This window comes from Ochrobactrum sp. A-1 (genome assembly GCF_022488005.1).
Taxonomy (GTDB): domain Bacteria; phylum Pseudomonadota; class Alphaproteobacteria; order Rhizobiales; family Rhizobiaceae; genus Brucella.
Genome location: NZ_JAKVQC010000009.1, coordinates 283,525 through 295,577, shown reverse-complemented (window position 1 = coordinate 295,577; position 12,053 = coordinate 283,525). Strand labels below are relative to the sequence as shown.

Below are 12,053 nucleotides of genomic sequence, written 5' to 3'. Positions count from 1 at the left end.
CGGCACACCAGATAGGGAGGTCGATCACGATGAAGTCACTGGGGGAACGTCTCGTTGCGCGGTTGAAGAGTTGGCGATCGCGGAAGAGGTCGGCTTTGCCGAACGAAAAGCCAGATGCTGAACCCACAGCCGGCGAAAGCTCTGAGCAGCCTGAACCTATATTGCCAACGCGACTATCCATCAAAGTTACGACCACAGATCCCGATGAAATAAATGGCAAGGCAGCAGCCCCAAAGGTCGAGCCCGTCGCTTCTTCTGAGGTGTTATCGTCCGCTGAAGAGCCGAAGGTCCCTCAAGAAGGGCCAGTTGTTGTGGAGCCCGAGCGGAAAGAGGAGGGGATAGATGAAATTCTAGCCTCGCCTCCCGTTCTCAAATCACCGCAAAAGCGGCCTCGTGCGAAAAGGCCAAATCCCAAGCCTGAAGACGGACCGGTGACAGACGAAGAACTGGAAGAGCTGGAAGCGGAAAATGCGCGGCTCAAGCTCCTATTGAATGAGCGGTTAAAAGCGAAGCAGGATGGTTCTGAAAACTGACAAGCTGCTAAACTTTGGATGATTTTGATTAAGAAACAGGGAGTAGTGATGGCTGTTACATTATTGCATGGAACCGGAAATCTCATCTGCGACGGCATTGATGTGGGCGGCGTTGAATTCAGCATCGCTAGGCCTGAAGATGGTCCGGATGTGACCAGGCGTGGAAAAGCGTGGGGAAACAAAAAGGCCGTTGCAGCCGCAATGAACGCCACAAAGACGGAACTCGTGGTGCCCGAATCCGATGGCTTGCTTCTCCTGGATATTCAGGATCTGGACCGCGATGGTGGGGCGCTGTTCACGGTTTTACAGCCCGCTACCGTTTGACGACGGTACGGTTGTAAACTTATGTCGATCAACGAAAGTCAAAGATGATCGAAATTTGACTTTATGATAAATACCACTCTCAATATGCAGGAGCGGGGTCATGCATGGTCGTCTCGATTATCATAAATCAAAAGTGTTAAACGCGCTTTTCACCACTGAAGCCAACGAACAGGCGGAATCAGCACAGGATCATCGTTTCGATGATTGGTTCAGCGAACTGTTTTCTGTACGATACGTCATTATGGTGTGCATGTGCTGTGTTGCGACAGTCATCGTAATTGCCCAAATCATTTAAATCCCCGACGCTCTTCCCGGACCGCCGGGGATATGCAGACATCTCCGGTCACGTTATCGGTGATGTTTACACGCGGCGGATCCTATCAAGCACGATCTCAAATTTGAAGTGTGCAGGAAACAATATCCGAAAACACGCATCGGGAATTTGGTAGGCGTCCGGGGCAGCGTGTCCAGGAATCGGATAGTATTGCGGTTCATTCACCGTTAGAGCCTATATCGATTCACAAAATGCTCAAAACTACTTCGCATCATGCGGATATGAGTCATCGTGAAAGAAAAGGGTTCTGGTGCCGAAATGGTGTTATTAGCAGGCGCGTTATTCTGGAACCGATGGGAAAATAATGCATCCTAGGCGCGCAACCAGCTTATTTCATTTGGTCGAGACAATACCGACGCTGCTTTCTCGAAGAAGTCATAGCGGTGAGAAACATTGCATCGCCGGTTAACCGGATATCGCATTGGCTGGAGTCAACCATTATAGAACCGAGCGCAGGTCTGTTTGAACGAAGTCGTCTCCTACATAGAGCAAGGGACAGCCATGCTCGTGAGCAACTTCATAGGAAAAGCAGTCACCATAGTTGAGCGAAGCTGGGTGAATGCCTTTGCCCCATCTGGCGTAAGCGTTAGCGACCCGGCGTGCGGAAGCGGCTGTCACGGATACGATTTCGAAGCCGAGCCCGGAAATCAATGCGTCAACCTCTTCACCGACATTACGTCGCGCAGCAACAATGAGGGCTTCAGTAACTGTTCCTGCGGAAATCAATAGCTCATCAGACTGTTCGATTGCGGTCATGCAAGCTTCGCCTTTGGGCTCATTGAGGACGATCGCCATGAGCGCGGATGTATCGACGGCGATCATATGGGCATCCCATCGTCGTCATAAAGAAAGTCCTGACTACGCGCAGCATTAGCCCCGGGTAATGCTTTCGCCGCCGCCGTTGCCCTCACCCTTTCCATCAGTGCGCGTCGGCCCTTAGGGCCGGGCGCTGTCGCAACGGCTACAAGCCGTGCGATCTCATGGCCGCGACGGGTCAAAATGACTTCATCCCCGGCTTCAGCTCGCTTTACCAGTTCGGTGAGCTGGCCTTTCGCGTCACTGACAGATACGCGCATGGTCCATGTTCCTTTGTGTTTCGCACATACTTTGCATAATAAATGGTCCATGTTATGGTCCATGTCAATATTGACCCGGCAACTGATATTGAATCTGATGGGTTGGTCCCGAACATTACAGCCTATGAGGACGCATCATTTCCAGCGCATCGATTACGTATGCTTGGCGCAAAAACAACATGCAAGGACAGATGGCGGCAGATTATAAATGAAGTCGAACGCATTCGAACGAAACATCGTCTGACCCTTCAGGAAGATGTTTCAGAAGCGCAATTCCGTGAAATGACCGAAGTAGGCGTGCGTCTTGTCGTCCCGGCTGGAATCCATGACGCCTATCTACAAGCGGTGCGCCCACATCTGATCACACTCGAGGAATTCATCGGAGATGTTCGCACGGCGTGACAGCGGCAGTCACTATGCTACGTCCGCTGCTAGGAAGTATGACAGTCATTTGTCCTCCTTACTGGTCGCAAGACCCGTTACCGTAAGACCATAAACGAAATGAGCCGCGGGAATGCAAATGGATTGCCCGATCTGGCATGATGCGTTCAAGCTAATTGCATTGTTGCGCCATGGCATCTCGGCATCTTTATTGATGATGCCGGAACATAGGCCTGCTTGGGTGGATTATGTTTTGGGTGCGGAATAAAGCAGAAGCCAGATGTGATCCGCTTTTCTCTGATGTAACGGATATGTCCGTGAGAATATGGGGCGGGCACCGTTACCTTAATCGGAGCGCGAGCGTAACTCGGCCTATATTGTTGTTCCTACTTGGCTTTCAGGCATGCGATTTCACGCCACATGCTGGTGGCGGTTTGTCGTAGTTCGCGATGATCAGTGGCGTTGAATTGATTGCGGGGAAAGTGACGAAGGTTGTAAATCGGGTCGTGGACTGATGCGAAGCGTTGCAAATGTCGTGCTGATTTGAATCGCTTCATCACCCGCTCGCGCCGCCGTATGGGCTGGTGGGAATTCTCAGCCCGATTGTTCAGCCTCTTATGCTGACGATGATCACATAGAGTGAGACCGATCTCCCGCTTGGCCGTTCCATAAGAGCCAAGCTTATCTGTGACCATGATACGAGGAGAAGCACCCTGACTGGATAGCAGTTTACGCATGAAACGCTTGGAAGCCTTGGTATCACGGCGTTTTTGAACCAAAACTTCCAACACAAAGCCATCCTGATCAACAGCGCGCCACAAAAAATGGCGTTTGCCTTTTATCGTAATAACGACTTCATCCAAGTGCCATTTATCACCAAGGCGTGGGGTACGGCGACGGATTTTGTTGGTATAGTCTCGCCCGAACTTCTCAGCCCATTCGCGGACCGTTTTGCGGGTAACAATAATCCCCCGGTAGGCCAGCATGTCTTCAACCATGCGAAAGCTCAAGGGAAAGCGGAAATACAGCCACACAGCTTCGGCGATGATTTCGGCTGGAAAACGATGGCGGTGATAAAGTGAGGCGCGAGGTTCCGTCATACCCTGTTATCGCCGCTGATGTTTACGCTCTGATTAAGGTAACGGTGCCACCCGTTGCGGGGCTCCGGGCAAAGACTAGAGCCTGACCGCTCGCGGGCGCGCAAGACTTTTAGTTTGTACAAAATTCTGGGCACGAACAACTCTTATGATCAATCAAATGAACAAAGCTTGACTAGACGTCAGCCCTATGGCATAATGTGCAAAATTCCGGACATGAGAAGGCATCACGTCCACTCAAATGAACAAATCAGGTATAACCGTGCCCCGTCAGAGAAGCTACTCCAGAGTCACACACCAGGCGCTCGCCATGCTCGGCAAGCTGATCCGCGTCGGCCGTGCCGAGCGCGGCCTGACCGCGCAAGAACTGGCCGACCGCGCCGGCATCAGCCGCACGACCCTTTCCAGCATCGAAAAAGGCGCGCCGGGCCCCGAGATCGGCATCGCCTTTGAGGTCGCCTCCATCGTCGGCGTACGCCTGTTCGACTATGACGAGCGCACCCTCCAGATGCACAATGCCCGCCTTGACGAAAAACTGACCCTTCTGCCTAAGAGCGTCCGCCACAGTGTGAAGGAAATCGATGATGACTTCTAAGGCGGACGCTACCGAAGCTTTTGTCTGGATGTGGCTGCCGGGGGCGACGGAACCGGTCGTCGCGGGCCGCCTGGACCAGGATGGCGAACGCCTGCTCTTTACCTACGGTACGAGCTACCGGCGCCGTAGGAGCGCCATTTCCCTCTATGAACCTGAACTCCCCCTCCAGGAAGGAGTCATCGCGCCCATCAACGGCTTACAAATGGCAAGCTGCATTCGCGACGCCTCGCCGGACGCTTGGGGTCGCCGCGTCATCATCAATAGGCTGACGGGCAAAAAGCCCGACGCTGCTGGCGTGCCGGAGATCAGCGAGCTGACCTTTCTGCTCCAATCGGGCTCTGACCGCATTGGCGCCCTCGATTTCCAGGCATCGGCCACAGAGTATGTCCCCCGCCTTGCCGCACAAGCATCGCTCGCCGAACTCATGGAAGCGGCCGCCCTTATCGAAAAAGGCGTGCCTCTGACCCCGGCACTCGATCAGGCCCTCAATCACGGCACGTCGATTGGTGGTGCACGCCCCAAGGCTCTCATCGACGACGGCGCAAAGAAATTCATCGCTAAATTCTCGGCCGCCAACGACACTTACAGCGTCGTGAAGGCCGAATTCATCGCGATGAAGCTGGCAGCGGCCTGCGAACTGAGCGCAGCGCCCGTGTCGATGACCCGCGCCGCCCATAAGGACGTGCTGCTTATCGAGCGCTTTGACCGCACGCATACAAAAGATGGCTGGACGCGGCACGCCATGGTTTCTGCCCTGACCATGCTGGGCCTCGATGAGATGATGGCCCGCTATGCCTCCTACGAAGACTTGGCCGAACTCATCCGCCACCGCTTCACTGACCCTAAGGACACTCTTAAGGAGCTCTACGGACGGATCTGCTTCAATGTGCTGTGCGGTAACACCGACGACCATGCCCGCAATCATGCCGCCTTCTGGGATGGCAGGATGCTGACGCTGACGCCTGCCTATGACATCTGCCCGCAAGGCCGTACCGGCAACGAAGCCACGCAGGCCATGCTCATCAAGGGCGATAGCCGCGCCAGCACGCTCGCCACTCTGCTCGCCGCCGCGCCGGATTATCACCTGAAAGAAACCGAAGCCGCCGCGCTGATCGAACATCAGATCACAACCATCGCCGAGCACTGGCAAGGCGTCTGCGACGAAGCAGACCTGAACCCCGTCGACCGCAAGCTGTTCGCCGGGCGCCAGTTCCTCAACAGCTATGCTCTCGAAGGTCTCGATAACCACAAGTCGCTGCAAGACGCATTTCGCGCTACCCAGGACATTCTGATAGCAAGCGGAGGCGCCGAAAAATGACAGCGCCAAAGCAGCTCAAAAGACGCGCATGGAAGGGAGTATTCCTTCGTTCCCTCGGTCACGCGTCATGGGCCGCGGAGCTGACTGCCACAGGAATCAACTTCCTTGGTAGCCACCATCAGGCGCCCTTTTCTTCCTGGGCTGGCCCGGCAAAGATTACCAGCACGCTGGGTTTCACCACGATAGAAGTCCCCCTTGCAGGCGGGCAGGTCGCAAGGCTCGCCGGCGTCACGACACATGATGCTGCCAGCTTTATTTCCGCAGCCAACAAAGCATTCAGCGTCATCCGACCAGTCACGCGGCGGCCGTCGGCTCCGCACAGGTTCCGCCGTCAAAACCTCGAATGTCCGGGCCTGATTCACAGTGTCGCTCATAGGATTCTCCGCATGATTCACGCAGAAAATCGCCCATCATACCGACGAAAGATACGTGGGTAGCCTACCCGCTTACGAAAGTTTGTGAGTTAGTGCCTTGCATGGTCAACATCGTTGCGAACCCAGCCGTACCCGCACTATTGACAGTGCGCGTCCCTTACGGCGCCTGCCTGGCACCCTTCGAATTCGCGGTGTAGCTACACTGAGCTTTGATAGGTGTGTCCCCGAAGAAGCGGTCTCTCATAAAGTGTTGCACTGAAACCGATGAACTCTCGGATTGGCTGAAGGTCGGTGCCGGAACGGTTCACACCTTCCAAGGCAAGGAAGAATAGGCCGTCGATATGGCGTTGTTGTTAGGAGCAGATATCGATCATACTGGCGCGGCGCTCTTGGCGGTCGTTGATTATTTCGAACGAGCGGTCAGGAGCTCCGGCAATTCTACCTGGATTGATTTCCATACTGTGCTGAGGTTCAGGTCAAAATATCCGTGCGCCACGCGATTGCGCATGCCGCGCATTTGGATCCATGGGATATCCGAGCGGCTGGCAATAAACTCGGGGTACTCTTTTGCTATGCGGGACGAAGCCTCTCCGATCATGATGAAATCCATCATGACAGCCCGCTGGCTCTTGATATCAAGTGTAAAGTCTTCGAATTTCATGCCATCTGTAAAGTTGATGGCTTCCTGGCAGGCTTCTCTGATGTGAGCCAGGTAGTCGGACAGACGCAATTCCGGTTGGCTCATATGGCGATGGCCCTGTTGATCACATCCTGGCGGAACTTCTCAGGTAAATCTCCCGGTGTACATACATCAACCTTGACGCCAAGCCTTTCTTCAAGTTCGATTTGAAGGCCACCGAGCTTGAAGAATGTGGTTTCTGGAGTTTCATCGACCAAAATATCGATATCGCTTTCTTCCGTATCTGTACCAGCCGCGATCGATCCGAATACACGCGGATTGCGAACGCGATATTTTTCGGCAAGTTGGTGAATGAACTTGCGATTTCTCTTCAGCAAAGTTGACGGTCTTGGCATTTTCATCGTCCTCGATTTATTTGAGGCTTATACCACGAAATTTACGGTATCCGAATGACATAATGATCTGCATCACACTGTGGAGTTCTGTCGCAAATTTTCTGCGGTCAGATTGCGGGGTAGGGACTTGTCCATGGGTTGAAACGTGTCGGTATCGAACTGGCCGGGGTCACGTGTTCACAAACATGATCTGAAAGATATTCTCAGTGCGGGCTGCCATGTCAGGTTATTCGACCGCGGGCAAACGGCATGGTTTTCTCGATTCAAGCTCAGCTAGAGCGTCGGGTTGATTTTGTGAATCTGCCGATTCCATCGGCTGCAGATTTGTGATTCAACATGGCAGGAGGATTTGCCATGTCTCACGCCTACTCTTTGGACCTTCGTCAACGAATTGTCGATGCGATATCAGAGGGCCAGTCGCGGCGGGCTGCTGCGGCTACTTTCAAGGTTTCCCCCGCCACAGCGGTTCGGCTCAAGCAGCGGCTGGATCGAACGGGCTCGGTCGATCCTTCCCGCCGTGGACGGCCCGGTGGTAGCGGTAAACTGGGTCTTTGCCGGGATGTCATCATTGCCAAGGTGGAAGTGCAGCCGGATATCACCATGCCTGACCTGGCGATGTGGCTGGAGGAGCATCACGCACTAAAGGCCGACACCTCGAACCTGTCGAAGCTGCTCTGCCGAGCGGGCTTTACCTATAAAAAAACGCTGATGGCAGCCGAACGCGCACGCGCCGACGTGCGCAAGGAGTGTGATGAGTGGCGTGAGCATCGCCAGCCCGCCATGCAAAAGAACCCCGGTCGTCTCGTCTTTGTCGATGAAACGTCCATCAAGACCAACATGACACCGATACGCGGCAGGAGCAGAAAAGGCCAACGCCTTCAAGCTGATGCACCATTTGGTAAATGGAATACCCAGACCTTTATCGCCGGTCTGCGATGCGATGCCATCACCGCGCCCTTCGTCGTTGATGGTACCATGGACGGCGAGAAGTTCGACATCTACGTACGCACCCAACTTGCACCGACGCTCACGCCGGGCGATGTGGTGATCTGGGACAATCTCAACGTCCACAAAAGCCCCAGAGCGGCTGCGGCCATCGCTGAAAAGGGCGCTTGGATCCTGTTCCTCCCGCAATATTTACCGGACAAAAATCCAATTGAGATGGCTTTTTCAAAGCTCAAGTCCTTGTTGCGCAAGGCGAAGGCAAGGACCTACGACGATCTCTGGAAAGCCGTCGGAAAAGTCTGCGGACTATTCTCACCGCAGGAATGCTGGAACTATTTCAAGGCTGCAGGTTGCGTTGCACATTAATCGCCCGACGCTCTAACGCGCAATCGTGACTATCATGGAGAAGATCATCATTATCTTCAACGTAAGACGACTGCAAACGCAACGGTGTTTTACACCTCACACCGCTGCTTTTTGACTGGTCCTGCTTTCGTGGAAATCAGCGAGAAGAAGCGAAGCGTCGGGCTTCGGGGTCGATTGATTTTGCGCCTCGCTTTTCGGCTTGCACAATCTTCCTGGCAACATACTTCTTGGCACGCTCTGTCATAGTACGAGGGACGGGAATGCCGTGTTCTCTCATTTTGCTATGCGCCCATTTTTCAGCCTGTAATTCCTCTACGTGACGTGGCAACCTTGTTCCGCCGAAGTGAAGATGAGCATGGGCGCATTCGTGTAAAAAGATGTAAAGGCTTTTGCGTGTGACAGGTCGTGGGGCCTCAATTTGCCGGACATGACCACGAGCAACCCCGGTTAAGCTTTTCCTGAATTTTACGGTATAATCTTCAGGAACATATGACATGCCGATTTGATAGAATCTATCTGCGGCAGCGCGGCGAGCGGCTTGTAGCTGCGCGCCAGACATAGGTTTCAGGGCATGTGGGGGTCGGAACAAGATTTGCAGAAAATCGTACGCTAAGCTCGAACGGAGCATGAACGTCACGCGGCACGCAGGTTTCGTGCGGGAACCCGCAACGGCCTAAAGCCGTCTGGCATTTGTTGCTCGGCGTCCCACGAATAGATGCCGGTAAGGTTGATATGCTCCCAACTGAGCGGCGAGACATGTTTCAGCAGTTCGTCAGGAATATGCCGACCCTGCTGACGTAGGTGCGCGGTTGCCCGGCTGAGATAGACGGTGTTCCAATGCACGATGGCACTGACCACCAAGTTCAACCCTGAGGCACGGAACGCTTGGCTGTCAAAAGAACGATCACGGATTTCGCCACGCTCATGGAAAAAGACGGCGCGTTTCAGCTTGTGCGCGGCTTCTCCCTTGTTGAGACCCGCCTGACAACGCCGACGCAGCGCCGGGCTAGAATACCATTCGATCATGAACATGGTGCGCTCGATGCGACCGAGTTCGCGCAATGCCTTGGCCAAATCGCTGGATTTCGATGACGAGCACCACTTGAGGATCGTCGATGGCGCGACGGCACGCGTCATGATCGAGGCCGCAAAGCGCAGCAGTTCGTCCCAATGCTCCATGATAAGCGCGGTATTGATTGGCGCGCCGATGTGATTTGCCAGCGTCGGATAGATATCGGCCTTCTCGAAGGTGTGGAACTTCCGGTCCTTGATGTTGCGAAGACGCGGCGAGAAGCGCCTGCCGATCAGGCAAAATAGCGCGAAGACATGGTCGCTGGCGCCGCCGGTATCCGTGAACAGCTCCTCGATCTCCAAAATGGTGTCGTGGTCGAACAGGCCGTCGAGCACATACACGGCCTCGCTTTCGGTCGGGCTGATCGGCAGGATGCTATAATAGCCGTACTGGTCGGAAAGCCCGCTGTAGAATTTCGTGCCAGGCTCACTGCCATAATGAAGGTTGATGTCGCCGCGTCTGGCAGCCCGGTCGCTGGCACGGAAGAATTGCCCATCGGATGAAGCAGTCTTCCCGTTGCCCCAGATTTGCGAATGCGGATGCACAGTGTGGGCATTGGTCACGGCGGCCTGCGCGGCCCGGTAAGTTTCGGAGCGGGCATGGAAGCTACGCATCCAGCCGATCTGATGAGCGCTGATGCCCTTCGACGCTCCGGCCATCCGTTTTGGGCCGAGATTCGTGCCATCGGCAAGCACGCCGGCCAGCATGGCAGCGACGTTCTGAGGTACATCGCCGGTCCGGACGTGAGTGAACTGGTCCGCAAACCCGGTCCACTCATGCACTTCCCGCAAGAGATCGGGGACCTCAACTAGGGGATACATCTCCGTGATTTCGGCATTGATGGCTTCGGCTGCGACCGGTACATTGCTGGCAAGCGGCGTCACGATAAGCGTGCCATTCTCCATCCTTACCCCATCGAGTTTCCCGAAACGGGCCTGCCAGGCCAAGCGTTTGAGGTTGGCGTCCATCGTCTGGCCAACCTCTGCCAACCAGACAGCGCCATCACTTGGAACACCAAGGCCGAGCTGGTTTTCTTCCTTCAGGGTGGCAAAGGTGGGTTTCGACATCAGATCTTCATCGATCGGTCGAAACGAACGACTTCCCTCAACCCACACGTCTCGCCGGTGTAGCCGGTCACGCAGATGCGTGAGCGTTGCAATCTCGTAAAGCCGACGATCCGGTTTCCCGTCTTCGAAGATGAGCTTTTTCTCGTTTGCCCCAAGATGGCCGACAGGCACGCGATCCGGCAGAACGCGCCGTCCTTCCGCATAAAGCAGTTGCAGAGCCGCGACCGCCGCCAGAAGCGGATCATGTCGGCGACGCGATTTAAACCTGAACGCCTGAAGGAAGGCCCCTGCGAACTTTCGGATGTTCCCATGCTGCTCGGCCGCCAGCACGAGAGGCGAAGCACTGGCGCTCTCAACCATCGCTTCAAGACCGGGCTTGATCTGCAGCAGTCGATGCCAGCCGACTTGCCGGTTAACTATCGCAAGCGCATCTTCATCGGTGTCATTGGCCGCCTGCAGGGCGACGATCGTGTCGAGGAACAACCGGAGTGCCTTGGAAGTTTCAAGGCGGGCATCCATGTGACGCTGCTTTTTCTGGTTGTTTGCCTTCGAGTACAGCCGGCCCATCAGCTTGATGAACATCATCACGGCATCGTCGGTGAGCTTCTGGCCGAGCTTGACGATCTGCGCCACGATCGTCGCGTGCCGGCGGCTGGCGCCATAGTCTTCGGCAAGCCAGGCCGGAGCTGCGTCGCCTTCTCGAATCATCTGCTCCCATCGCCCGGAGGAAATGCGGGCCTGTAACCTGGGATTGATCCCGAGCGAGCGTAGGAACGCAATGCGTTCCGTCAATCCGACCAGGTTGTCGGCGCCCGGCGCGTCGGGACCAGACCGCAGCCAATGAAGGCGCGTCTGCCCGATCGACGGATCAACGTCTAACAACGCATCGAGGGTTTCGAGCTTTTCCGGATCGAGATCCGACAGTAATGCGCTCTCGGCGCGACGACGGGCGATGCGGCGAGCTGTCAGTCCCAGGTGCTCGACCGTATTGATTGCCGGTAACAGAACTCGACGCTCCCGAAAGGAGCCGACGATTGCCTTCGCGATCGTCACTCCTTTATCTGTTGTCGCCGCGGCTTCGATCCCCGCCAGCAACGCGGCGCGCCGGTCCTGCGCCGTTGCACTTCTCATCCCGAGATATCCGAGAAGGTAAGCAGTATGCTCGCGGCGGGTTTCCTCACGCCGGGCATAGAATTCGAATAGCCGGGGGTCGGCGTTTAACTGCCCGGCGACATAATTGAGCATCGCAGCAGGCGGGGTTTCGTTTGGTAGCAGCGTCCGGCCAGGATAGCGCATCAGGCAGAGTTGCACGGCAAACCCGAGCTGGTTATGTCCGCGTCTGCGAAGCTCGACTTCCAGCCGATCAACTGGCGACAGAGAGTAGTGCTGGATCAGGCTGTCCTCATCAGTCGGAATATCAAATAGCTCCCGCCGATCCTGTGCATGGAGAAGTTTTCGTCGGGCCACCGTTTACTCCTTATAATGTGCGCTGGGTGGCCAATCCTCTGTCCGAAAACGGCCGATTGCGTACAGGGG

14 protein-coding genes are annotated in these 12,053 nt (G+C 55.3%); 7 read left to right on the top strand and 7 right to left on the bottom strand.

Annotated features, from left to right (window positions below; translation table 11 throughout):
• Positions 1-95: 95 nt before the first annotated feature.
• The 3 genes from MKS82_RS28730 to MKS82_RS28720 all read left to right on the top strand — a co-directional run bounded on the left by MKS82_RS28730 (position 96) and on the right by MKS82_RS28720 (position 1,152).
• Entirely contained in the window at positions 96-533 is a 438-nt protein-coding gene (locus MKS82_RS28730) for a hypothetical protein (RefSeq protein ID WP_235889905.1), read from the top strand.
• Positions 534-551: 18 nt separating this feature from the next.
• On the top strand, positions 552-857 hold the full coding sequence (locus MKS82_RS28725; protein WP_138787112.1) for a hypothetical protein: 306 nt from the start codon (positions 552-554) through the stop codon (positions 855-857).
• Positions 858-957: 100 nt separating this feature from the next.
• Positions 958-1,152, top strand: coding sequence for a hypothetical protein (locus tag MKS82_RS28720; protein WP_138787113.1), 195 nt, complete (start codon positions 958-960; stop codon positions 1,150-1,152).
• A gap of 477 nt (positions 1,153-1,629) precedes the next feature.
• Here the strand turns inward: MKS82_RS28720 and MKS82_RS28715 are convergent, their stop codons facing one another.
• Both MKS82_RS28715 and MKS82_RS28710 read right to left on the bottom strand, forming a co-directional pair.
• Positions 1,630-2,013 (bottom strand): type II toxin-antitoxin system VapC family toxin, encoded by a 384-nt coding sequence (locus MKS82_RS28715; protein WP_112591076.1) that lies wholly within the window; start codon positions 2,011-2,013, stop codon positions 1,630-1,632.
• Positions 2,010-2,267: a type II toxin-antitoxin system Phd/YefM family antitoxin gene (locus tag MKS82_RS28710; protein WP_138787114.1), complete on the bottom strand. Its 258-nt coding sequence runs from the start codon at positions 2,265-2,267 to the stop codon at positions 2,010-2,012. The genes MKS82_RS28715 and MKS82_RS28710 overlap by 4 nt, the downstream gene beginning before the upstream one ends.
• A gap of 42 nt (positions 2,268-2,309) precedes the next feature.
• Here MKS82_RS28710 and MKS82_RS28705 point away from each other — a divergent pair, with 42 nt between their 5' ends.
• Positions 2,310-2,669, top strand: a complete 360-nt coding sequence (locus MKS82_RS28705) for a type II restriction endonuclease (protein WP_138787115.1) — start codon at positions 2,310-2,312, stop codon at positions 2,667-2,669.
• A gap of 365 nt (positions 2,670-3,034) precedes the next feature.
• Here the strand turns inward: MKS82_RS28705 and MKS82_RS28700 are convergent, their stop codons facing one another.
• Entirely contained in the window at positions 3,035-3,748 is a 714-nt protein-coding gene (locus MKS82_RS28700; protein WP_138787116.1) for an IS6 family transposase, read from the bottom strand.
• Between the two features lie 307 nt (positions 3,749-4,055).
• Here MKS82_RS28700 and MKS82_RS28695 point away from each other — a divergent pair, with 307 nt between their 5' ends.
• Together MKS82_RS28695 and MKS82_RS28690 are read left to right on the top strand one after the other, a co-directional pair.
• The gene (locus tag MKS82_RS28695; RefSeq protein ID WP_168436837.1) at positions 4,056-4,340 is read left to right on the top strand and encodes a helix-turn-helix transcriptional regulator; all 285 of its coding nucleotides are present in this window, start codon (positions 4,056-4,058) and stop codon (positions 4,338-4,340) included.
• On the top strand, positions 4,330-5,658 hold the full coding sequence (locus MKS82_RS28690) for a type II toxin-antitoxin system HipA family toxin (protein WP_138787135.1): 1,329 nt from the start codon (positions 4,330-4,332) through the stop codon (positions 5,656-5,658). The genes MKS82_RS28695 and MKS82_RS28690 overlap by 11 nt, the downstream gene beginning before the upstream one ends.
• Positions 5,659-5,723: 65 nt before the next feature.
• Here MKS82_RS28690 and MKS82_RS28685 read toward each other — a convergent pair whose 3' ends face one another.
• The 3 genes from MKS82_RS28685 to MKS82_RS28675 form a co-directional block, all read right to left on the bottom strand.
• Complete coding sequence (locus MKS82_RS28685; protein WP_235894944.1) at positions 5,724-6,032, bottom strand: hypothetical protein; 309 nt, start codon at positions 6,030-6,032, stop codon at positions 5,724-5,726.
• 403 nt (positions 6,033-6,435) lie between these two features.
• The gene (locus tag MKS82_RS28680) at positions 6,436-6,777 is read right to left on the bottom strand and encodes a HepT-like ribonuclease domain-containing protein (RefSeq protein ID WP_138787117.1); all 342 of its coding nucleotides are present in this window, start codon (positions 6,775-6,777) and stop codon (positions 6,436-6,438) included.
• Complete coding sequence (locus MKS82_RS28675) at positions 6,774-7,067, bottom strand: nucleotidyltransferase family protein (protein WP_138787136.1); 294 nt, start codon at positions 7,065-7,067, stop codon at positions 6,774-6,776. The genes MKS82_RS28680 and MKS82_RS28675 overlap by 4 nt, the downstream gene beginning before the upstream one ends.
• A gap of 354 nt (positions 7,068-7,421) precedes the next feature.
• Here MKS82_RS28675 and MKS82_RS28670 point away from each other — a divergent pair, with 354 nt between their 5' ends.
• Positions 7,422-8,378: an IS630 family transposase gene (locus MKS82_RS28670; RefSeq protein WP_138787118.1), complete on the top strand. Its 957-nt coding sequence runs from the start codon at positions 7,422-7,424 to the stop codon at positions 8,376-8,378.
• A 633-nt stretch (positions 8,379-9,011) separates the two neighbouring features.
• On the opposite strand, the gene MKS82_RS28665 is transcribed toward MKS82_RS28670, so the two are convergent.
• Positions 9,012-11,984 (bottom strand): Tn3 family transposase, encoded by a 2,973-nt coding sequence (locus MKS82_RS28665; RefSeq protein ID WP_240579631.1) that lies wholly within the window; start codon positions 11,982-11,984, stop codon positions 9,012-9,014.
• Between the last annotated feature and the right edge of the window lie 69 nt (positions 11,985-12,053).